Source organism: Klebsiella sp. JB_Kp042, assembly GCF_040065275.1.
Classification (GTDB): domain Bacteria; phylum Pseudomonadota; class Gammaproteobacteria; order Enterobacterales; family Enterobacteriaceae; genus Klebsiella; species Klebsiella quasipneumoniae.
Genome location: NZ_JBEAJL010000028.1, coordinates 1 through 18,993, shown reverse-complemented (window position 1 = coordinate 18,993; position 18,993 = coordinate 1). Strand labels below are relative to the sequence as shown.

Annotated in this window: 18 protein-coding genes and 1 pseudogene; 3 read left to right on the top strand and 16 right to left on the bottom strand. The window is 62.7% G+C overall.

The genetic code is table 11. The annotated features are described in order from the left end of the window. Positions 1 to 72 precede the first annotated feature (72 nt). The 10 genes from ABLV54_RS11200 to ABLV54_RS11155 all read right to left on the bottom strand — a co-directional run bounded on the left by ABLV54_RS11200 (position 73) and on the right by ABLV54_RS11155 (position 7,886). The gene (locus tag ABLV54_RS11200; RefSeq protein ID WP_050534326.1) at positions 73 to 1,032 is read right to left on the bottom strand and encodes a DUF523 and DUF1722 domain-containing protein; all 960 of its coding nucleotides are present in this window, start codon (positions 1,030 to 1,032) and stop codon (positions 73 to 75) included. Further along, positions 1,029 to 1,580, bottom strand: a complete 552-nt coding sequence (locus ABLV54_RS11195) for a DUF3833 domain-containing protein (protein WP_248861106.1) — start codon at positions 1,578 to 1,580, stop codon at positions 1,029 to 1,031. The genes ABLV54_RS11200 and ABLV54_RS11195 overlap by 4 nt, the downstream gene beginning before the upstream one ends. Beyond that, the gene (locus ABLV54_RS11190; RefSeq protein WP_049015229.1) at positions 1,577 to 2,101 is read right to left on the bottom strand and encodes a hypothetical protein; all 525 of its coding nucleotides are present in this window, start codon (positions 2,099 to 2,101) and stop codon (positions 1,577 to 1,579) included. The genes ABLV54_RS11195 and ABLV54_RS11190 overlap by 4 nt, the downstream gene beginning before the upstream one ends. Continuing rightward, positions 2,098 to 2,583: a DUF2878 domain-containing protein gene (locus tag ABLV54_RS11185; protein ID WP_023291806.1), complete on the bottom strand. Its 486-nt coding sequence runs from the start codon at positions 2,581 to 2,583 to the stop codon at positions 2,098 to 2,100. Before ABLV54_RS11185 ends, ABLV54_RS11190 begins: the two co-directional genes overlap by 4 nt. Continuing rightward, a complete protein-coding gene (locus ABLV54_RS11180) occupies positions 2,580 to 3,800 on the bottom strand; it encodes a cyclopropane-fatty-acyl-phospholipid synthase family protein (protein WP_050534324.1) in 1,221 nt (406 codons plus the stop codon). The genes ABLV54_RS11185 and ABLV54_RS11180 overlap by 4 nt, the downstream gene beginning before the upstream one ends. Further along, a complete protein-coding gene (locus tag ABLV54_RS11175; RefSeq protein WP_050534323.1) occupies positions 3,797 to 4,519 on the bottom strand; it encodes a DUF1365 domain-containing protein in 723 nt (240 codons plus the stop codon). The genes ABLV54_RS11180 and ABLV54_RS11175 overlap by 4 nt, the downstream gene beginning before the upstream one ends. Before the next feature lies 1 nt (position 4,520). Further along, positions 4,521 to 5,780 carry an FAD-dependent oxidoreductase gene (locus tag ABLV54_RS11170; protein WP_050534322.1) on the bottom strand — a complete coding sequence of 420 codons (1,260 nt, stop codon included), beginning with the start codon at positions 5,778 to 5,780 and terminating at the stop codon, positions 4,521 to 4,523. Further along, positions 5,777 to 6,496, bottom strand: coding sequence for an SDR family NAD(P)-dependent oxidoreductase (locus tag ABLV54_RS11165; RefSeq protein ID WP_101881734.1), 720 nt, complete (start codon positions 6,494 to 6,496; stop codon positions 5,777 to 5,779). Before ABLV54_RS11165 ends, ABLV54_RS11170 begins: the two co-directional genes overlap by 4 nt. Next, complete coding sequence (locus ABLV54_RS11160; protein WP_050534320.1) at positions 6,493 to 6,927, bottom strand: nuclear transport factor 2 family protein; 435 nt, start codon at positions 6,925 to 6,927, stop codon at positions 6,493 to 6,495. The genes ABLV54_RS11165 and ABLV54_RS11160 overlap by 4 nt, the downstream gene beginning before the upstream one ends. A 230-nt stretch (positions 6,928 to 7,157) precedes the next feature. Further along, complete coding sequence (locus ABLV54_RS11155) at positions 7,158 to 7,886, bottom strand: MerR family transcriptional regulator (protein WP_050534319.1); 729 nt, start codon at positions 7,884 to 7,886, stop codon at positions 7,158 to 7,160. Between the two features lie 116 nt (positions 7,887 to 8,002). On the opposite strand from ABLV54_RS11155, the gene ABLV54_RS11150 reads away from it, so the two are divergent. After that, positions 8,003 to 8,536, top strand: a complete 534-nt coding sequence (locus tag ABLV54_RS11150) for a lipocalin family protein (protein ID WP_002887259.1) — start codon at positions 8,003 to 8,005, stop codon at positions 8,534 to 8,536. A gap of 9 nt (positions 8,537 to 8,545) precedes the next feature. Here ABLV54_RS11150 and ABLV54_RS11145 read toward each other — a convergent pair whose 3' ends face one another. From ABLV54_RS11145 to ABLV54_RS11125, 5 genes and pseudogenes are all read right to left on the bottom strand, one after another. Beyond that, positions 8,546 to 8,893, bottom strand: coding sequence for a DUF1294 domain-containing protein (locus tag ABLV54_RS11145; protein ID WP_032454727.1), 348 nt, complete (start codon positions 8,891 to 8,893; stop codon positions 8,546 to 8,548). A gap of 72 nt (positions 8,894 to 8,965) precedes the next feature. Then, positions 8,966 to 12,115, bottom strand: coding sequence for a CusA/CzcA family heavy metal efflux RND transporter (locus ABLV54_RS11140; RefSeq protein ID WP_101881732.1), 3,150 nt, complete (start codon positions 12,113 to 12,115; stop codon positions 8,966 to 8,968). Positions 12,116 to 12,126: 11 nt separating this feature from the next. Continuing rightward, positions 12,127 to 13,392, bottom strand: coding sequence for an efflux RND transporter periplasmic adaptor subunit (locus ABLV54_RS11135; RefSeq protein WP_101881731.1), 1,266 nt, complete (start codon positions 13,390 to 13,392; stop codon positions 12,127 to 12,129). A gap of 44 nt (positions 13,393 to 13,436) precedes the next feature. Further along, positions 13,437 to 13,781 (bottom strand): cation efflux system protein CusF, encoded by a 345-nt coding sequence (gene cusF, locus ABLV54_RS11130; RefSeq protein ID WP_023291814.1) that lies wholly within the window; start codon positions 13,779 to 13,781, stop codon positions 13,437 to 13,439. Between the two features lie 17 nt (positions 13,782 to 13,798). Then, positions 13,799 to 15,185, bottom strand: a pseudogene (locus ABLV54_RS11125) (efflux transporter outer membrane subunit). Between the two features lie 172 nt (positions 15,186 to 15,357). Here ABLV54_RS11125 and cusR point away from each other — a divergent pair. Next, positions 15,358 to 16,041 (top strand): copper response regulator transcription factor CusR, encoded by a 684-nt coding sequence (cusR, locus tag ABLV54_RS11120; protein ID WP_050534317.1) that lies wholly within the window; start codon positions 15,358 to 15,360, stop codon positions 16,039 to 16,041. Continuing rightward, complete coding sequence (locus ABLV54_RS11115; RefSeq protein ID WP_248861108.1) at positions 16,031 to 17,473, top strand: Cu(+)/Ag(+) sensor histidine kinase; 1,443 nt, start codon at positions 16,031 to 16,033, stop codon at positions 17,471 to 17,473. The genes cusR and ABLV54_RS11115 overlap by 11 nt, the downstream gene beginning before the upstream one ends. A 53-nt stretch (positions 17,474 to 17,526) precedes the next feature. On the opposite strand, the gene ABLV54_RS11110 is transcribed toward ABLV54_RS11115, so the two are convergent. Further along, complete coding sequence (locus ABLV54_RS11110; RefSeq protein WP_050534316.1) at positions 17,527 to 18,648, bottom strand: cupin domain-containing protein; 1,122 nt, start codon at positions 18,646 to 18,648, stop codon at positions 17,527 to 17,529. Positions 18,649 to 18,993: the final 345 nt, after the last annotated feature.

Sequence of the window (18,993 nt, the reverse complement as noted above, 5' to 3'; positions counted from 1 at the left end):
TGAGGAGGCCTGCGGGATACCCCCCGTAGGCCCGGCAAGCGCAGCGCCGCCGGGCAGCTGGCCCAGGTTCCCTCAGTTCACCGTCAGGCGCAGGGCAAGATCCTGCGGGTAGGGGTCAAAATAGTTCTGCGCCTGCAGGTAGCGATCCGGATACTCGGCCAGATAGTGCTTAAGCAGCGTCAGCGGCGCGAGGATCGGCAGCAGCCCGGCGCGATAGTTGAGGATCACCTCCCGCAGCTCGCCGCGCTGGCGGCTGTTCAGCTGGTCGCGGAAATAACCCTGAATATGCATCAGCACGTTGGTGTGGTTTTTCCGCGAGGCGGGCCGCTTGAGGATCGCCATCAGCTTCTCGCGGTAGACCTCGAAGAAAGCCTCCAGATCCTCCCATTCATGCAGCGAGGCGACGAACGGGCCGATCTCGCGGTAGCCCGCCTGGTGGTGAGCCAGCAGCTGCAGCTTGTAGCGGCTATGAAAGGCCAGCAGGCCGTGGCGGGTCAGGCCGCGGGCGCGCAGGGCGTTGAGTTCATGCAGGGCGAAGACGCGCTCGACAAAATTCTCCCGCAGCAGCGGATCGTGCAGCCGGCCATCCTCTTCCACCGGCAGCCACGGGTAGCGCGCCATCAGGGCGCCGGTAAACAGCCCCACGCCTTCCTTACGCCCGCGATTGCCTTTTTCATCATACAGCCGCACGCGCTCCATCCCGCAGCTCGGCGATTTGGCGCAGACGATAAAGCCCGACAGCTCGCCCAGGGTTGCCAGATGGGCGTTGGCGAAATCGGCCATCTTCTCCGTCACATCCTCGTGCGGGGCGTGGCTGAAGCGCATGCGGATCTCCCCGACCGGGGTCTGCACCAGCCGGAGCGCCGGGCGGGGAACGGGCAGGCCGATCGCCATCTCCGGGCAGACGGGCTTAAACGCCACCCACTGCGCGAGCTCATCCATCACAAAGCTCATACGCTTATGCCCGCCGTCGAATCGCACGGCTGAGCCGGTTAAACATCCGCTGATCCCAATGACAGGTTGCGTGTTCATGGCGCTGTCCTCTCTTCTGCTGTGGTTCGGGTAAAGAAAAGGGTCACGGTGGCCACCGTAATGCCGAATTTCTTCATCTCGGTTTTGTTAAACAAATGGCTGCCGTCCTGCAGGAACATCCAGTCGTCAAAGTGCAGCAGCCACCGGCTGCCGCTGGCCTCGACGTTCATGCTGTAGCGCCAGTGAAAGGCATTGCCTGCCGCCTGGCCGCTGGCCACGCCTTCGATATCCCCGGCGGTGCCCTGATAACGGTTATCGCCGGTGCGGCGAATGCGCCACACCCGCTGCTGTTTCTCGCCATCGTCATAGACAAAGCGCTCATGGAGCGTCAGGGTGTCGCCGACGACGTCGCCATCGATCGCGACATGGAAGCGGCGCAGCTGTTTGCCGCTGCGATCCTGCACCATTCCCCACGCCTGGGTTCGGCCCTGAAAATAGTGGAAGATGTCGAGGGCGGGCTGCTGCTGCCGGTACTCGGTGACCTCGGTGCTGCAGCCAGCGAGGATCAGCATCAGCAGCGCCAGGCCACGGGTCAGAATGCGTTTCATGGTGTACCTCCGATCAACTGCTGACGCAGTTCGGGATAAGTGGTGCGCGGATCGAGCCAGATGGCGAGAAAGCGGGTGCTGAACGCCGCCGACTGGCGCGGGCCGAGCGGGGTAAAGGCGGTCTGCGCGGCGCTGGCGCGGTACCAGAACTGCCCCTCGCCGCCGCTGACCACGAACGCCAGCTGGCTGCCCGGCGCAACGTCCGGCCAGATCCCCTGCAGCATGCGCAGCCAGGCTTCGCTGCGCGGCTCCTGCTGCAGAATGCCCTGCGCCTGCCACTGGTCGCGGGTGGCCTCCACCAGCGCCTCGCGATCGATGTCGCGCCGGTAGGTGATGATCAGCGCCCGATCCTGCTGCGGGCCGTCATACCGGCCATTGGGCGTGCGCAGCTGTGAGTGATAGACAGTGAACGGCCCCCAGGTGAGGGTCGCCTCGCCGACGCGGCGCCACGTCAGCCAGTCGGCGGCGTGGGCCGCCGGGGCGAGGGCGCTCAGCCACAGCAGTAACAGGGCGAATCTCATTTTTGCCTCCCCATCCCCAGATGGAACAACAGCATGAGCACCAGCCAGCCGCAGGCCATGGCGGCCACGGCAAGCGCCGTCGGTACCAGCAGGGTCATGGCTCCGAGGCGAGCGCCGATCAGGTAGGCCACCGGGCCGCCGACGGTGGCCGCCGCGGCCAGCACCCAGCCGGGAAGCGTCGTGGTGCGGGTCAGCCGGGTCCAGACGACGGCGAACATCAGCCACAGGGCCACCATCCACAGGGGCAGCAGGCTGTCGCCGGGAAAATCAATCAGTCCCGCCAGCGCCCAGCAGGCGTCCAGCCCGCAGCCCGCCGCGGCCAACAGCAGAGCGGGCGGACGACTGGCCGCCGGCAACCGCAGCCAGGCGAACAGCGCCAGCGTCAGCCAGATCAGCAGGCCGCGCTCGCGCAACATCACCACCAGCGTCCAGTAAACATCGAACGCGAGGGCCATCAGCAGGTGCTGCGCCGGGCGTGTCATACCCGCTCCGCGGTGAGCTGCACCACGCTGATGGTGCGGGCGTTAAATCCGGCTTCGCAGTAGCCGAAGTAGTAGAGCCACATCCGGCGGAAGCGCTCATCAAAGCCGAGCTTTTCAATATCCTGCCAGGCATGGGTAAAACGCTGCCGCCAGTGCGCCAGCGTGCGGGCATAGTCCGGGCCCATGTCGAACAGGTTGCGCACCACAAAATCGGTATGGCGGGTCATCAGCTCGCTCATTGCCGTGATGCTGGGCAAAAAGCCGCCCGGGAAGATGTAGCGCTGGATAAAATCGACGCTTTTGCTGTAGTCGCGATAGCGCTGATCCTGGATGGTGATCGCCTGCAGGGCCATTCTGCCGCCCGGGCGCAGGCGCGCCTGACAGGTGCGGAAAAAGGCCGGCAGGTAGCGCTGGCCCACCGCCTCAATCATCTCCACCGACACCAGTTTGTCGTACTCGCCGCGCAGATCGCGGTAGTCGCAGAGCAGCACCTCGACGCGATCCTGCAGCCCGGCGCGGGCCATGCGCTCGGTAGCCCAGCGGTGCTGCTCCCGGGAGAGGGTGGTGGTGGTGACCCGGCAGCCGTAATGACGGGCGGCGTACTCGGCCAGCGCCCCCCAGCCGGTGCCAATCTCCAGCAGATGATCGCCGGGAGTGAGCGCCAGCTGGTCGCACAGGCGCGCCATCTTGGCCCGCTGGGCCTGGGTCAGATCCTGCTGGTCGTCGGCAAACAGCGCGCTGGAGTAGAGCAGGTCGTCATCCAGAAAGTGGGCATAAAATTCATTGCCGAGGTCGTAGTGGGCGGCGATGTTCTCCCGCGCCTGAGCGCGGGTGTTGCGGCGGGTCCAGTGGCGCAGGCGGGCGACGGGCTTGCCCAGCAGACGAAAGCCACGCTCCAGACGCCCCAGCACCTCGCCGTTGCGCGCAAGGATCTGCAGCAGCGCCGTCAGCTGGTGGCTCTCCCAGTCGCCGTCCATCCAGGCCTCGGCCGCCGCCAGGCTGCCGCCGGTCAGCAGGCGCCAGTACACCTCCGGCGTGCAGACCCGCGCCTCGGCGCGCAGCGCGGCGGCGGGGTCGCCAAAATGAAAAGTCTGCGCCCCTTCGCGCACGGTGAGCGAGCCTTCGCGGAGGCCGCTCAACAGACGAAAGAGCAGCCAGCGCGCGAGCCGCACGTTGCGCGGCACATCGGGTTCAAGCGCAAAGACGGGATCGGTCATGAGCGTTCACTCCTGCTGACAGGATGGTTGTACAGCGGCATGCGCTTCAGCCACAGCCGCAGCGCCTGCCAGTAGATGGCGAGGACGGTTTTCAGGGTCATCATTGGCAGACGCAGCAGCAGCCCGCGCAGGTTGGCGCGGGTTAACGGCACGCGGCTCAGGGCCAGCGTGGCGTCGAACACCTTGCTGGCCTGATGGTTTTCAATATGCATGTGCAGCGTTTTGCCGGGCGCGTTGAAGCGCCAGTGATAGACCATGTCCATCGGGTTAAACGGCGAAACGTGAAAGGCTTTCTCCAGCGGGCGCGCCTGCTGGCCGTCCACCGCGTAGTAATGACGCTCATTCCACGGCGTATTGCGCACTTCGGCCAGCACCCAGCGCAGGGTGTCGGCCTCGTCATAGCAGTAGTAAAAGTTGACCGGATTAAAATGGAAGCCGAAGTAGCGCAGCTGGGTCAGGAGCATCACGCGTCCCGCCGGGCGGCAGCCGGTCAGGCTCTCCAGCCGGTTCAGCGCCTGAGCCTTCAGCGGCGCGCCCAGCGGATAATCGGCGTCGTACCAGGCGGCGGCGGCCAGGCGGTTGCGACGGATGCCCGCCTCAGGCAGCCTGTCCAGTTCGTCGAGGTCAAGCCAGGCCATAAACAGGCGGTAGACGAAGTGGTGCGCCTTCGGCTGCAGGCGACGGTGGCGCAGGACGCCCTGATAGAGGCAGCTGTTCATTTCAGTTGCCCTCCGCCGCGGCGATGCCCTGCACCACGTCGAGCGCACTGCGCACCCCGTCCTCATGAAAGCCGTTGTACCAGTAGGCCCCGCAGTACCAGCTCCGCTGCTGGCCGTTAATCTCTTCGCGCCGCAGCTGGGCCGACCAGCTTTGCGGGTTAAACAGCGGATGCTCATAGACGAAGCGCTGCCAGACATAGCGATCGTCCACTGGCGCGTCCGGGTTCAGAGTGACGCAGAACAGGGGGGCGCCCGCAGGCAGCCCCTGGAGAATATTCATGTTGTAGGTGACGCAGGCCCGGGCCAAATCCCCGTCGCTCAGGCGATAGTTCCAGCTGGCCCAGGCGCGCTGGCGCTCCGGCAGCCAGCGCGGATCACTGTGCAGCACCACCTCGTTGCGCTGCCAGCCGATATCCCCCAGCACTTCACGCTCGGCGTCGGTGGGCGCCGTCAGCATCGCCAGCGCCTGCGCGGAGTGGCAGGCGAAGATCACCTGGTCAAAATGCGCCTCCCCGGACGCCAGCCGCAGGATAACTCCCGCCGGGTGGCGCTCCACCTGCTGCACCGGCGCGTTGAGCCGCAGGTCCAGGCGATCGCCGAGCCTGGCGAGCAGGGCGCGGACGTATTCCCGGGAACCGCCGGGCACTACGTACCACTGCGGGCGATCGCGAATATCCAGCAGACCGTGGTTTTCAAAGAAGCGCAAAAACAGCGGCAGCGGGAAGCGGCGCATCTCCTGCAGCGACGACGACCAGATGGCCGCCCCCATCGGCAGGATATAGTGGCGGGCGAAGAAGGGGCTAAAACGGTGGCGGGAGAGGAAGTTCTCCAGCGTCGCGCCCGGATCCAGCGCCTCGGTCAGCGCCAGTTTTGCCAGCCGGTTGAAGCGGACGATCTCGCTCAGCAGCCCCCAGAAGGCCGGCTTCAGCAGATTGCGTCGCTGGGCGAAGAGCGAGGTCAGGCTGTGGCCGTTGTACTCCAGGCCGCTGGCCGGGTTGTGGACCGAGAAGCTCATCTGCGTTTTTTGCCCGTCGATCCCCAGTTCGCTGAGCAGGCCCATAAAGCGCGGATAGGTGCGATCGTTGTAGACGATAAATCCGGTATCGATGGCCCAGGTGCCCTGCGGCGTGGCGACATCCACGGTGGCGGTGTGGCCGCCCGGCGTGGCGCCCGCTTCGAACAGCGTCACCTGATGGTGTCCGGCCAGCCGCCAGGCGCAGGTCAGCCCGGCGATGCCGCTGCCGATGATGGCGATGTTCATGAGCGCACCATCCTGCGCAACAGCAGGCGCTGCATACCTGACGGCAGGCTGGCCAGCAGCCGCAGGGCCAGGCTGAAACCGGTGGGGAAGGCGATGTGGTTTTTTTCCTTCGCCAGGCCGTGGCGGATCGCCGCCACTGCCCGATCCACGCTCACCCGGCCGGGCATGGCAAAGTCGTTTTTGCGCGTCAGCGGGGTGTCGACGAAGCCTGGAGAGACCACCGTGACGGCGACCCCTTTCGGCTTCCAGTCAAGACGCAGGCTGTTGGCAAACCAGGTCAGCGCCGCCTTGGAGGCGCCATAGGCTTCCGCGCGCGGGAAGGGCAGCCAGTGCGCCATGGAGCTGACCAGCACCACCCGATCGCCAGCCTCCAGCTGCGTCTGCAGCGCCGCCAGGCAGTTCACCGGCCCAAGGAAGTTGGTGGCCATCACCCGCTCCACGAGGGCGGCATCCACCTGTCCGTGATCGAGGTATTCGCAGGTGCCGGCGCAGAGAATGATCAGGTCGGCAAAACAGCCCGTCAGCGCCTGGCGACAGGCGTCCCTGTCTGTCATATCGAACAGGCGCGCGCTGATGTTGGGGCTGAACTGCTGCAGCGCCGTCAGGCGCGACGCATCGCGCCCGCAGGCGATGACCAGGTGGCCATCCGCCGCGAAGGATTTCGCCAGGCCGGCGCCAATCCCGGAGCTGGCGCCGGTGATAAGCACCGTCATCATGAGCGCACCCTCCGTTTCACGCCGCGTACCGCCCAGCCCAGCAGGGGAAGATGCTCGTAGATCATCTCCCCGGCGTCGTAGTAGTCGCGTTGATGGAGGATCTGCTCCCCGGCGATGTCCACCACCGAGCAGCCCGGCAGGGCCAGCGTTTCTCCGCCGGCAATGCGCGGATGCGACCAGTGCATGGTCCAGGTCACGGCGAACCGCTGACCGTCGCAGAGCGGCGCGTCGATGGTGAACCGGCACTGCTCCACGTTGGCCAGCAGATGGGTAAAGTAGCGCTGGATGGCGAACAGCCCCTGGTGCTGACCAAAAGGATCGCTCAGCGTCGCGTCCGGATGGTACAGCGCGGCCAGCGCCGAGGGCGGCTGCGCATCCAGCCCGGCGTAGTACTCAACGAAACGACGAATCACGGACGGCGAGGTGCTCATGGATCACATCCTGGCTAAACACGGTGGCGTAATGGCATACTTAAAACTTACACAAATAAAATTATTTGTCCAAGTTTGTGGAAAAATATATTTTATTTATGTTTAAAATCAGGTTGTTATGATTAGTGTTTTAAAGGGCGAAAAACGCGGGTTGCACGAAGGGCAAACGTGCGCCCGCCGCGCCGCCGGGCGCAGGCGGAACAGAGAGTGGGGTAAGTGAAAACCGGGGGTTAGAGCGGGATCACCTCGAGGGAGACGACCTGCTGCTGCCAGAGTTCGGCCTGCCTCTGACGAGCGGCGGAGAGTTTGCCGCTGGTGACCAGCAGCCAGTTGCGCTGGGGGAAAATCTCCGGCGCCAGGGCGGCGGGAGGCACCGGCAGGACGTCGATGCGATGGCCCTGGCCGGTGCGTTTGAGCGCTTCAAGCCAGATTTCGCAGGCGTCGGTCAGGTGCCAGCCGGTGATCAGAAAGTTGTCCCCGGGCGCCTTCTTGTCGCCTTCGAGGCAAAACGAGGTGTAGGCGATGATAATGCCGTCGAGGATTTCGCGCAGGGTCATGATGGCCGGCACGTTGGCGGAGACCTGGCTGCGCAGCGGACGCAGCACCTCGGTCACCAGCTCCTGGCGCGGATATTCGCGGCCGGCATCGTAGATCAGCTGGCGCAGGGACTCGATTTTTCCCTCTTTCAGCCGCTGCAGCATGGTCTCCTGCAGCGTCAGCCAGTTGTTGGTGCGCCGCGCGCCGGGGCGCGACAGCAGGGGCTTCACCTGGCTGACCGGCACCCCTTTTTTCACCCAGTCGAGGATTTTAAGCGCCTGCTGGACGTCGTCATCGCTGTACAGACGGTGTCCACCATCGGTGCGCAGCGGCTTGAGCAGGCCATAGCGGCGCTGCCAGGCGCGAAGCGTGGTCGCATTTATCCCGCAGAGTCGGGCAAATTCGCCGATGGAGTAAGGCATGGAGGCCACCTGTTAACAAAGAATATTCTCAATATACTACGAATCACGTCGGCTGGCGTGAAGTGTAGCGGCTTTGCACTACACTTTCCCCAACCGCGTAAATGAAAGGAGTTCTCATGAAGCTATGGCCTGTTGTCACTGGCGTCGCTATCGCGTTGACCCTGGTGGCCTGCAAATCGCCCACCCCGCCGAAGGGCGTTCAGCCGATTAGCGGGTTTGACGCCAGCCGTTACCTCGGGAAATGGTATGAGGTCGCCCGCCTGGAGAATCGCTTCGAGCGAGGCCTGGAGCAGGTGACCGCCACCTACGGCGCCCGCAGCGACGGGGGGATCAGCGTCGTCAATCGCGGTTATGACCCGGTCAAAAAACGCTGGAATGAGAGCGACGGGAAAGCCTATTTCACCGGCGCCCCCACCACCGCGGCGCTGAAGGTGTCGTTCTTCGGGCCATTCTACGGCGGCTATAACGTGATCCGTCTGGACGACGACTACCAGTATGCGCTGGTCAGCGGCCCCAACCGCGACTATCTGTGGATCCTGTCGCGTACCCCCACCATTCCGGCGGCGGTGAAGCAGGATTACCTGAATACCGCGCGCGAACTGGGCTTTGACGTCGATCGACTGGTGTGGATCCGCCAGACGCCGCGCTAGCCTCGCCCCTTAGCGGCTGAGCATGCCAGAGTAAACCGCATACAGCCCGGCCAGCGCCGCCACGTTCAGCGCCACGCTGATGAAAAACCACGTCCGGAAGGGCTGCTTTTGCGTTTTATGGCGAAAACACTGCTGGCCGAGGATCGCCCCCGGCCAGCCTCCCGCCAGGCCGAGCACCAGCAGCGTGGTTTCCGGTACCCGTCGCCAGGCTTTGCGCGCCGCCAGCTTGTCGGCACCATAGATAAGCCATGTCAGAAGGCTGCTCAGTAAAAACCACATCGCCAGCGGGTAGGGGAGCAGGGCGCTGCCCACAGCGGTGAGCAGCAGCAGGGAATAACATACCAGGTTTAGATTCATAGGGACGTTCACGCCGGCCAGAAGAATGGCGCCACTATAGCCAATTTCCCGGACCGGCGTAAACGCGGTGGGCTAGCGGCCGCGCTTGCCACGATGCCGGGACAGCCACATCAGCTTATACGCCGCCGGAATAATAAACAGCGACAGCAGCGGGGCGGTGATCATTCCGCCAATCATCGGCGCGGCGATGCGGCTCATCACCTCCGACCCGGCGCCGGTGCCCCACAAAATCGGCAGCAGGCCGGCGATAATCACCGCCACGGTCATCGCCTTCGGCCGCACGCGCAGTACTGCCCCCTGATACAGCGCCTCGTCGAGCTTCCCGGCGCTGAAGGTCTGCGGGTTCTCCAGCGCCGGCTCCGCCTCGATGGCGTGGCGCAGGTACATCAGCATCACCACGCCAAACTCCGCGGCCACCCCGGCCAGGGCGATAAAGCCGGTACCGGTGGCCACCGACAGATGGAAGCCCATCCAGTAGAGGAACCAGATACCGCCCACAAGGGCGAACGGCACGCTGGCGATGATCAGCAGCGCCTCGCCGACGCGGCGGAACGCCAGGTACAGCAGCACAAAGATAATCATCAGCGTCATCGGCACCATCAGCTTCAGCTTCTGATTGGCGCGCTCCAGCAGCTCAAACTGCCCGGAATATGACACGCTGATGCCCGGCTTCAGCTTCACCTCCTTGCCGATGGCCTGCTGCAGATCGTGCACCACTGACACCATGTCGCGGTCGCGGGCGTCGATGTAGATCCAGCTGGTGGGGCGGGCGTTCTCGGTCTTCAGCATCGATGGCCCGCTGACCACCTTCACCTCGGCGACGTCGCCGAGGACGATCTGCTGCTTCAGCGGGGTGAGGATCGGCAGCTGGCGCAGGGTCTGCGGGCTGTCGCGGTAGCTCTGCGGATAGCGGATGTTGATCGGATAGCGCTCGACGCCCTCCACCGTTTCGCCGACCATCGCCCCGCCGATAGCGGACGAGACGAACAGCTGCACGTCGCCGACGGTCATCCCGTAGCGGGCCGCCTTCTCACGCTGAATATCAATGTCGAGGTAGCGCCCGCCCACCAGCCGCTCGGCTAACGCCGAGGTCACGCCCGGCACGCTGCGCGCCACTCCCTCAATTTGCCCGGCGATGGCGTCGATATCGGCCAGGTTAGTGCCGGAAACTTTAATGCCGATCGGGCTCTTGATGCCGGTGGAGAGCATGTCGATGCGGTTGCGGATCGGCGGCACCCACAGGTTCGCCAGCCCCGGCAGGCGCACGGTCTTGTCCAGTTCGTCGATGATCTTCTCCATGGTCATCCCCGGCCGCCATTGATCCTGCGGTTTGAGCTGAATGGTGGTCTCCACCATCTCCAGCGGCGCTGAGTCGGTAGCGGTGTCTGCCTTACCCGTTTTGCCGAACACCCGCGCCACCTCCGGCACCGTCATGATCAGCTTGTCGGTCTTCTGCAGCATATCCGCCGCCTGCGAGGCGGAGATCCCGGGCAGCGTTGACGGCATATACAGCAGATCGCCCTCGTTGATCTGCGGCAGAAACTCGCCGCCGACCCGGTTAAGCGGCCAGACAACCGTCAGGATCGACAGGAGCGCGATCAGCAGGGTGGTCTTCGGCCAGTGCAGGACCTTCAGCAGCAGCGGATGGTAAATGCGGATCAAAAAGCGGTTCAGCGGGTTGCTGCTCTCCGCCGGGATCCTGCCGCGGATCCAGAAGCCCATCAGGATCGGGATCACCATGATCGCCAGCAGTGCCGCTCCGGCCATCGACCAGGTTTTGGTGAAGGCCAGCGGACCGAACAGTTTGCCCTCCTGGCCTTCGAGGGTGAAAATGGGGATAAACGACAGGGTGATGATCAGCAGGCTGATAAACAGCGCCGGGCCAACCTCCACCGAGGCATCGGTAATGATTTTCCAGCGCCTGTCGTTGCCGAGCTTCTCTCCCGGATGCTGATGCGTCCACTCCTCCAGCCGCTTGTGGGCGTTCTCAATCATCACGATGGCGGCATCGACCATCGCCCCCACCGCAATGGCGATCCCGCCCAGCGACATGATGTTGGCGTTGAGCCCCTGGAAATGCATTATGATAAAGGCGAAGCACAGGCCGAGCGGCAGGGAGATAATCGCCACCAGCGCCGAGCGCACGTGCCACAGGAACAGGGCGCAGACCAGGGCGACGACGATAAACTCTTCCAGCAGCTTGTGGCTGAGGTTATCGATGGCGCGGTCGATAAGCTGACTGCGGTCGTAGGTGGTGACCACTTCAACCCCTTCCGGCAGGCTGCTTTGCAGCGACGCCAGTTTTTCTTTGACCGCCGAGATCGCTTCCCGGGCGTTCTTGCCGGAGCGCAGGATCACCACGCCGCCGGCCACTTCGCCTTCGCCGTTCAGTTCGGCAATGCCGCGGCGCATCTCCGGGCCGACCTGCACCCGCGCGACGTCGCCGAGATACACCGGCACGCCGTTATCGCCGGTTTTCAGTACAATGTTTTTGAAGTCGTCGAGGGTCTGCAGATAGCCGCTGGCGCGCACCATATATTCGGCTTCCGCCAGTTCGACCGAAGAGCCGCCCGCCTCCTGGTTAGAGGCGTCCAGCGCCGATTTCACCTCGCCGAGGCTGATGCCGTACTGGGTCAGCTTCATCGGGTTGACAACTATCTGGTACTCCTTGACCACGCCGCCCACCGACGCCACTTCCGAGACGTTAGGAATGGTTTTCAGCTCATATTTTAAGAACCAGTCCTGCAGGGAGCGTAGTTCGGCGAGATCGTGCTTGCCGCTGCGGTCGACCAGCGCGTACTCGAAGACCCAGCCGACGCCGGTGGCGTCCGGGCCCATTTCGGCGCTGACTCCGGCGGGCAGTTTGCCCTGCACCTGGTTGAGATACTCCAGCACCCGCGAGCGCGCCCAGTAAGGGTCGGTGCCGTCTTCAAAAATCACATACACATAAGAGTCGCCAAACTGCGAGAAGCCGCGCACCGTTCTGGCGCCGGGCACCGACAGCATGGTGGTGGTTAGCGGCCAGGTGACCTGGTTTTCGACAATCTGCGGCGCCTGCCCCGGATAGCTGGTTTTGACGATCACCTGTACGTCGGAGAGATCCGGCAGGGCGTCCACCGGGGTGTGGACGATGGTCCAGGTCCCCCAGAGGCTGAGAAACAGCGCGCCCATCATCACCAGGAAGCGGTTGGCCACCGAGCGGCGGATAATCCATTCAATCATTGTTCCGTTCCTCAGTGCGCGTGGGCGGCAGCGGCATCAGGGGCCTGCGCGCGCATGCGCTCCAGCGCGCCGGCGATATTGGCTTCCGAGTCGATCAGGAACAGGCCGCTGGCGACCACCTTCTCGCCCTCCTGCAGCCCGCTGCGAATGGCCGTGACGCCATTGGATTCATGGAAAACCTGGACCTGCTTCGGCACGAAGCGGCCCTCGTTATCCATGGTGATCACCCGCTGCTCGCTGCCGCTGTCGATCAGCGCTTTGGAGGGGATCAGCAGCATCGGTTCGCTGTCACTGGTCAGCTGCAGATAGGCGTTCATCCCCGGCTTCAGCGCTTCATCCGGGTTGTTGACCTGCAGGCGCAGCTGCAGGGTGCGGGTGGCGCTATCGACGCTGGGGAGGATCGTCCATTTGCTGATGCGGAAGGTTTTGTCCGGCCAGGCGGGAACCTGAATGGCGAACTGCGAGGCGTCTTTGATCAGCCAGGCGATGGACTCGGGGACCGCCACGCTAACCCACACCGGGTCCATGCCCTGAATTTTCGCCACCACATTATCTTTGGCGATATTCATTCCGGCACGCAGATCGAAGGCGGTGATCACCCCGTCGATGGGCGCCTTGAGGGTGAAGCGGGTCTGGATCTTGCGCGTGGCTTTCAGGCGGCGGATATCGTCGTCCGGCATTCCGGCGAGACGCAGCCGCTCGAGGATCCCCTCGACCTGGGTGGCGGTGCCGCCGGTCTCCTGCAATAGCAGGTATTCGCTCTGCGCTTCCACCCAGTCCGGGATGGTCAGTTCCAGCAGCGGCGTACCTTGTTGCACTTTGTCGCCGACGGTCAGGGGATAGACTTTATTGATAAAGCCCGCCGCCCGCGCCTGCATAATCACGTACTGGTACTCGTTGTAGCTGATGTTGGCCGGGAAGGTCTGGGCGTAGCGCAGCGGCCCGCGGGTGACGGCGGCGGTTTTCACCCCGAGATTCTGGGTCTGCGTCGGGTCGATACGCACCCCCGGCGCACCGGCGGCGGCACTCTCTTCATCGGCGTATTTCGGCACCAGGTCCATATCCATAAACGGCGATTTACCCGGTTTATCAAAGCGGGTGTTCGGGTACATCGGGTCGTACCAGAACAGCACTTTTCGCTGCTGCTCGGCCGCCGGGGTGGCGGCGGCAGCGTCGAGGGGCGGCGCCATCCGGGTATACAGCGCTGCGGTGAGCGCGCCGCCGATCGCCATGCTGCCGAGGATCAGCGCCGTGTTTTTCAGTGTCAGGGATGCCATGTGTCGTCCATTCAGTTGTTGAGGAGCCTACCGTCGCCGGGCCATTAGTGGGCGCGGATATCCTGTAACAGCGACAGATTGCCCTGCTGAACGAAGGTGAAGTCCACGCTGTCGCCGTCCTTCACATTGTTGAGCTGGGTCTGCGGGGTGATGGTGAAGCGCATGGTCATCGGCGGCCAGTTCACCGCCGGGATGGCTTCGTGGGCAATGGTGATTTTTTTGCTATCCATATCAATGGCTTTAATGACCCCTTTGCCGCTGATGCTTTGCGTCTGCGCGGCGGCGGGCTGTTCGTGCATCGCCATGCCGGCGTGCGGGTCGGCGGCCTGGGCGGCGAACACCGCGCCAGAAATCAGAGTGAACAGGGCGACTTTAGACAGTGAATTCATAATCAAGACTCCTCGGGTTATTCCATCCAGCCGCCGCCGAGGGCGGTGAACAGGGTGATTTCATTTGCCTGACGGGAATAGTTGAGTTCCAGCAGGGTTTGTCGGGTGGTGAAAATATCGCGCTGGGCGCTCAGCACTTCGATGTAGCTGACCGCGCCGTGGCGATAGAGCGCGGTGGCGCGCTGCAGGGTGATATTGAGTGAAGCGAGATAGCGCTCCTGGGCGGCGATCTGATCGGCCAGGCTTTGGCGCAGGGCCAGCGCGTCGGCCACTTCCTTAAAAGCGGACTGAATTTTTTGCTCGTAGTTGATCACCTGCTGCTGCTGGCGGATCTCCGCCAGATCGAGGTTGGCCTGATTGCGCCCGGCGTTGAAAATCGGAATGTCGATTTTGGGGATGAAGTTCCACATCGCGCTGCCGGCGTTAAACAGGCTGGCGAGCTCGCTGCTGCTGCCGGAGAGCGAGCTGGTCAGGGTGATCGACGGGAAGAAGGCCGCCCGCGCGGCGCCGATGTTAGCGTTGGCCGCCCGCAGGCTGTGTTCGGCCTCTAAAATATCCGGCCGCTGCAGCAGGATCGCTGAAGAGAGCGACGGCGGCAGGGTTACGCCTTGCAGGTCGACGGCGCTGCTGGCGCTATCGTCCGGCAGATGTTGATAACTACCGAGCAACAGCTGCAGAGCGTTATTAGCCTGCGCCAGCTGGCCCTGCCGCCTGGCGATCTCGGCGCGGGTGCTCTCGATCATCCCCCGCGCCTGCTCCAGCGCCAGGACGGTGGTGCTGCCGGTCAGCAGCTGTTTTTTCAACGAACGCATAAGACTGCTGATAGTTTTGCAGGGTGTCGTTGGCCACCTGCAGCTGCGCTGCCGCCAGCCGCTGGTTGAAGTAGCTTTGTGAAACGTTAGCAATCAGCAGGATATGCACTGCGCGCCGTGCCTCTTCGCTGGCGAAGAAGTTCTCCCGGTCGGCCTCGCTGAGGTTTTTCAGCCGGCCAAAGAAGTCGAGGTCATAGTTGAGATTCAGCCCGGCGGCGTAATCGCTGCTGGTGGTGGTGTCGCCTTTAAGCTTGCCGCCGTAGGTGGTGCTGCCGTCACCGTTCAATTGCGGGTAGCGGTCGGCATCGGTCACTCGATACTGGGCACGGGCTTCCTGCACTTTCAGCGTCGCCATCCGCAGATCGCGGTTGTTGGTCAGCGCGGTGCCTATCAGGCTTTTCACCTGCGGGTCGACGAAAAAGGTTCGCCAGCCGGTCTCCTGATAGTTCGCGGTTGCGGGAACCAGCTTGTTCTGGCTGAGAGAGAACTGCTGCGGTACCGGCGCGGCGGGGCGCTGGTAGTCCGGAGCGAGCGAGACACAGCCGGTTAAGGCGAGTATCACGCTGAGGGTAAGAAGCGTTATTGGGCGCATGGCGGCAGACGTTTTCGACGATTTATCCATGGCGGCTACTTTACGTAGCGGCCTCTGTTCAGGACGTGACAGGAAAATGACAAAGCTGTCATTTTCCTGATATTTCATTGCTATCCGGAGGCGCTCCTCTAAAATTGAATACCCGCACAGAACGCGCGTGAAGGAGCCGGCGGTGAAGATATTGATTGTCGAAGATGAGAAGAAAACCGGGGAGTACCTGTCCAAAGGGCTCACCGAGGCTGGCTTCGTCGTCGACCTGGCCGATAACGGCCTTAACGGCTATCACCTGGCGATGACCGGCGACTATGATCTGCTGATCCTCGACATCATGCTGCCGGACGTGAACGGCTGGGATATCGTGCGCATGCTGCGCGCCGCCGGGAAAGGCATGCCGATCCTGCTGCTTACCGCGTTGGGCACCATTGAGCATCGGGTGAAGGGGCTGGAGCTGGGCGCCGACGACTATCTGGTGAAGCCGTTCGCCTTTGCGGAACTGCTGGCGCGGGTGCGGACGCTGCTGCGCCGCGGGGCGGCGGTCATTGTCGAAAGCCAGTTTCAGGCGGCGGATCTCAGCGTCGATCTGGTCAGCCGTAAGGTGACGCGCGGCGCCACCCGCATCACCCTGACCAGCAAGGAGTTCACTCTGCTGGAGTTCTTTCTGCGCCATCAGGGCGAGGTGCTGCCGCGTTCGCTGATTGCCTCGCAGGTGTGGGATATGAATTTCGACAGCGATACCAACGCGATAGATGTGGCGGTGAAGCGGCTGCGCGCCAAAATCGATAACGACTTTGAGCCGAAGCTGATCCAGACTGTGCGCGGCGTCGGCTATATGCTTGAGGTGCCGGATGGTCGCTAAGCGCCCCTTTTCCCTGGCCACCCGGCTGAGTTTCTTTATTAGCCTCGCCACCATCATCGCCTTCTTTGCCTTCACCTGGATCATGATCCATTCGGTGAAGGCGCATTTTGAAGAGCGCGACGTTCACGATCTCAGGCAGCTCAGCACCACCCTGGAGACGGTCCTCGACCACGCTGACTACCCGCAGGCGCGGCGGCTGGAGATCGTGAAGAATATCATTGCGGGCTACGCCAACGTCTTTATCTGCCTGGACGATGGGCAGGGCAATATTCTGTTCCAGTCGCCCAACGGGCCGGATTTCAGCCATATGCTGAGTACGCCAGGCCTGGCGATGCAGCTGCGCGACGGGAATGTGATTTCATGGACCGACCCGCAGCCGCGGGCAATGGCGCACGATAATCATCAAATGGAGACCCGTGCCTGGCGGCTGATCATGCTGCCGCTGGGCAAGCAGGCGGATGGCAAGCCGGCGTACCATCTGCTGATGGCCTTATCCATCGATTTTCACCTGCACTATATTAATGAGCTGAAAGCGAAGCTGATTTCCGCCGCGTCGATAATCAGCCTGCTGATCATCGCCATCGTGCTGTTTGTGGTCTATCAGGGGCATAAGCCTATCCGCCAGATCAGCCGGCAGATCCAGAATATTACCTCGCGGGATCTCGACGTGCGCCTCGACCCGCAGGCGGTGCCTATCGAACTGGAGCGGCTGGCGCTGTCCTTTAACCATATGCTGGAGCGAATGGAGGATGTCTTTACCCGCCAGTCGAACTTCTCCGCCGATATCGCCCATGAGATCCGCACGCCGATCACCAACCTGGTGACGCAAACCGAAATCGCCTTAAGCCAGAGCCGCAGCCAGCCGGAGCTGGAAGAGGTGCTCTACTCCAATCTTGAAGAGTTCTCGCGCATGTCGCGGATGGTCAGCGATATGCTGTTCCTCGCCCAGGCCGATAACAACCAGCTGATCCCCGAACAGCGGGAACTGGATCTGGCTGAGGAGGTGCATAAGGTGTTTGAGTTTTTCGAGGCGTGGGCGGAAGAGAAAGCGGTAGCGCTGCGCTTTGACGGCAGCCCCTGCCGGGTGACGGGCGATCCGTTGATGCTGCGGCGGGCGATCAGCAACTTGCTGTCGAACGCGATCCGCTACACCCCGGCTGGCCAGGCGGTGACGATCGCGCTGAGCGAAAGCGCGGAGACGATCCGCCTGGTGGTGGAGAACCCCGGTACGCCGATTGCCGCCGAACATCTGCCGCGGCTGTTTGACCGTTTCTATCGCGTCGACCCCTCGCGCCAGCGCAAAGGGGAGGGCAGCGGCATCGGCCTGGCGATTGTGAAATCCATCGTCAGCGCCCACCACGGCAGCGTGGCGGCGCAGTCCGATCTGCGCTCGACGCGGTTTATTGTAGTGCTGCCGAAACAGGCGCAATAACGGCTGATAGCCAGCGGGCAGCGCCAGGCGGCTGCCCGTAGTCGTACCGCGGCTTACTCTTCGAAGTACCAGTAGCCTTGATTAATCAGGCGCGTCAGTTCGCTCACAAAAGCCGGGTTTTGCAGGCCGCTGCCGAGCTCCTCCTGGCCTAATGAGGTATAGCGGCATAATGCATCCAGCGCTTCGGCATCGGTGGTGTCCAGCTGTTCGCTATGCACGAAGAAGCTGTCGCCGATATGCAGAACGCGCAGGCCGCTCAGGCGAGAAAGTTTTTCGCCGCCCAGCAGCGCATCGACGACTTCCTCTTCTTCATACGGTGGTTCCGCCGGCGCAATATCCAGCTCGTGACGCGGGGTGGTGACGAAACTGCCGAACCACTGCTTGAAGTCTTCCGGCTGGCGAATCATGTCGATCATCATGCCGCGCAGACGTTCGAGTTCATACTCTTCAACCCGGCCCGGATGCTCGCGGCAGGTGAGGTCCGGATCGCTGTAGTGCTCGCCGCCGAGATCGTTCTCCAGCACATAGTCGGCGAAGCTGCTGATCAGGTCGCGCCCGTTTGGCCCGCGGAAACCCACGGAGTAGTTCAGCGCGGTTTCGTGGGTGACACCATCGTGCGGGAATCCCGGCGGAATATAGAGGATATCGCCCGGCTGCAGATCCTCATCAATAATCGGCGGGAACGGGTCGACGTGCAGCAGCGCGGGATGCGGGCAGAACTGACGCATCGGCAGCTTATCCCCCACGCGCCAGCGGCGGCTGCCCATGCCCTGAATAATAAAGACGTCATACTGATCGATATGGGGGCCGACGCCGCCGCCGGGGACGGAGAAGGAGATCATCAGGTCGTCCAGACGCCAGTCCGGCAGTACGCGGAACGGTCGCACCAGCTCGGCGGCCGGCATATGCCAGTGGTTTACCGCCTGGGCCAGCAGCGACCAGCCGGTCTCGCCCAGGCCATCGAAATGTTCAAAAGGTCCATTGCTGGCCTGCCATTTACCGTTGGCCAGACTGACCAGCCGGCTGTCGACTTCCGGCTCCATGGCTAACCCGGCCAGCTCGTCCGGGGTAATCGGGTCGACGAAGTCCGGAAACGCGTTTTTTAAAACCACCGGCTGCTTTTGCCAGTATTTCTCTAAAAACTCGGGCCAGTTAATGTTGAGTTGATAAGCCATCGATTATTACCAGTAAGAAGAAACGGGCCTGATTATAGAAACGGGGGCTGGGCGGGCGCTTTGTCGTGGGTCAAGAGTGGCGCTTAATTCACCATCGGCGCGATAATGGCGTTGGGTAAGAGAGAAAAATCACATTTTTGCCAAAAACCAATTTTCGAGTTAGCTACGCTGCAGGCCGCATGAACACTGGGATGGCGGCTTTAATGGTAGGAAGAGGAATAAGCGAAAAGTTCAAATAATGAGCGGTCGATAAGATTTTTCTATTTTAACCCTTGCTACTTCCGACGAACTCCCTATAATGCGCTCCCACTGACACGGCAGATGTGAATCACTTCACACAAACAG

Excerpts from the sequence above, each read along its gene's own strand:
- ABLV54_RS11200 (WP_050534326.1), bottom strand. The coding sequence starts at position 1,032 with ATGAACACGCAACCTGTCATTGGGATCAGCGGATGTTTAACCGGCTCA.
- ABLV54_RS11195 (WP_248861106.1), bottom strand. The coding sequence starts at position 1,580 with ATGAAACGCATTCTGACCCGTGGCCTGGCGCTGCTGATGCTGATCCTC.
- ABLV54_RS11190 (WP_049015229.1), bottom strand. The coding sequence starts at position 2,101 with ATGAGATTCGCCCTGTTACTGCTGTGGCTGAGCGCCCTCGCCCCGGCG.
- ABLV54_RS11185 (WP_023291806.1), bottom strand. The coding sequence starts at position 2,583 with ATGACACGCCCGGCGCAGCACCTGCTGATGGCCCTCGCGTTCGATGTT.
- ABLV54_RS11180 (WP_050534324.1), bottom strand. The coding sequence starts at position 3,800 with ATGACCGATCCCGTCTTTGCGCTTGAACCCGATGTGCCGCGCAACGTG.
- ABLV54_RS11175 (WP_050534323.1), bottom strand. The coding sequence starts at position 4,519 with ATGAACAGCTGCCTCTATCAGGGCGTCCTGCGCCACCGTCGCCTGCAG.
- ABLV54_RS11170 (WP_050534322.1), bottom strand. The coding sequence starts at position 5,780 with ATGAACATCGCCATCATCGGCAGCGGCATCGCCGGGCTGACCTGCGCC.
- ABLV54_RS11165 (WP_101881734.1), bottom strand. The coding sequence starts at position 6,496 with ATGATGACGGTGCTTATCACCGGCGCCAGCTCCGGGATTGGCGCCGGC.
- ABLV54_RS11160 (WP_050534320.1), bottom strand. The coding sequence starts at position 6,927 with ATGAGCACCTCGCCGTCCGTGATTCGTCGTTTCGTTGAGTACTACGCC.
- ABLV54_RS11155 (WP_050534319.1), bottom strand. The coding sequence starts at position 7,886 with ATGCCTTACTCCATCGGCGAATTTGCCCGACTCTGCGGGATAAATGCG.
- ABLV54_RS11150 (WP_002887259.1), top strand. The coding sequence starts at position 8,003 with ATGAAGCTATGGCCTGTTGTCACTGGCGTCGCTATCGCGTTGACCCTG.
- ABLV54_RS11145 (WP_032454727.1), bottom strand. The coding sequence starts at position 8,893 with ATGAATCTAAACCTGGTATGTTATTCCCTGCTGCTGCTCACCGCTGTG.
- ABLV54_RS11140 (WP_101881732.1), bottom strand. The coding sequence starts at position 12,115 with ATGATTGAATGGATTATCCGCCGCTCGGTGGCCAACCGCTTCCTGGTG.
- ABLV54_RS11135 (WP_101881731.1), bottom strand. The coding sequence starts at position 13,392 with ATGGCATCCCTGACACTGAAAAACACGGCGCTGATCCTCGGCAGCATG.
- cusF (WP_023291814.1), bottom strand. The coding sequence starts at position 13,781 with ATGAATTCACTGTCTAAAGTCGCCCTGTTCACTCTGATTTCTGGCGCG.
- ABLV54_RS11115 (WP_248861108.1), top strand. The coding sequence starts at position 16,031 with ATGGTCGCTAAGCGCCCCTTTTCCCTGGCCACCCGGCTGAGTTTCTTT.
- ABLV54_RS11110 (WP_050534316.1), bottom strand. The coding sequence starts at position 18,648 with ATGGCTTATCAACTCAACATTAACTGGCCCGAGTTTTTAGAGAAATAC.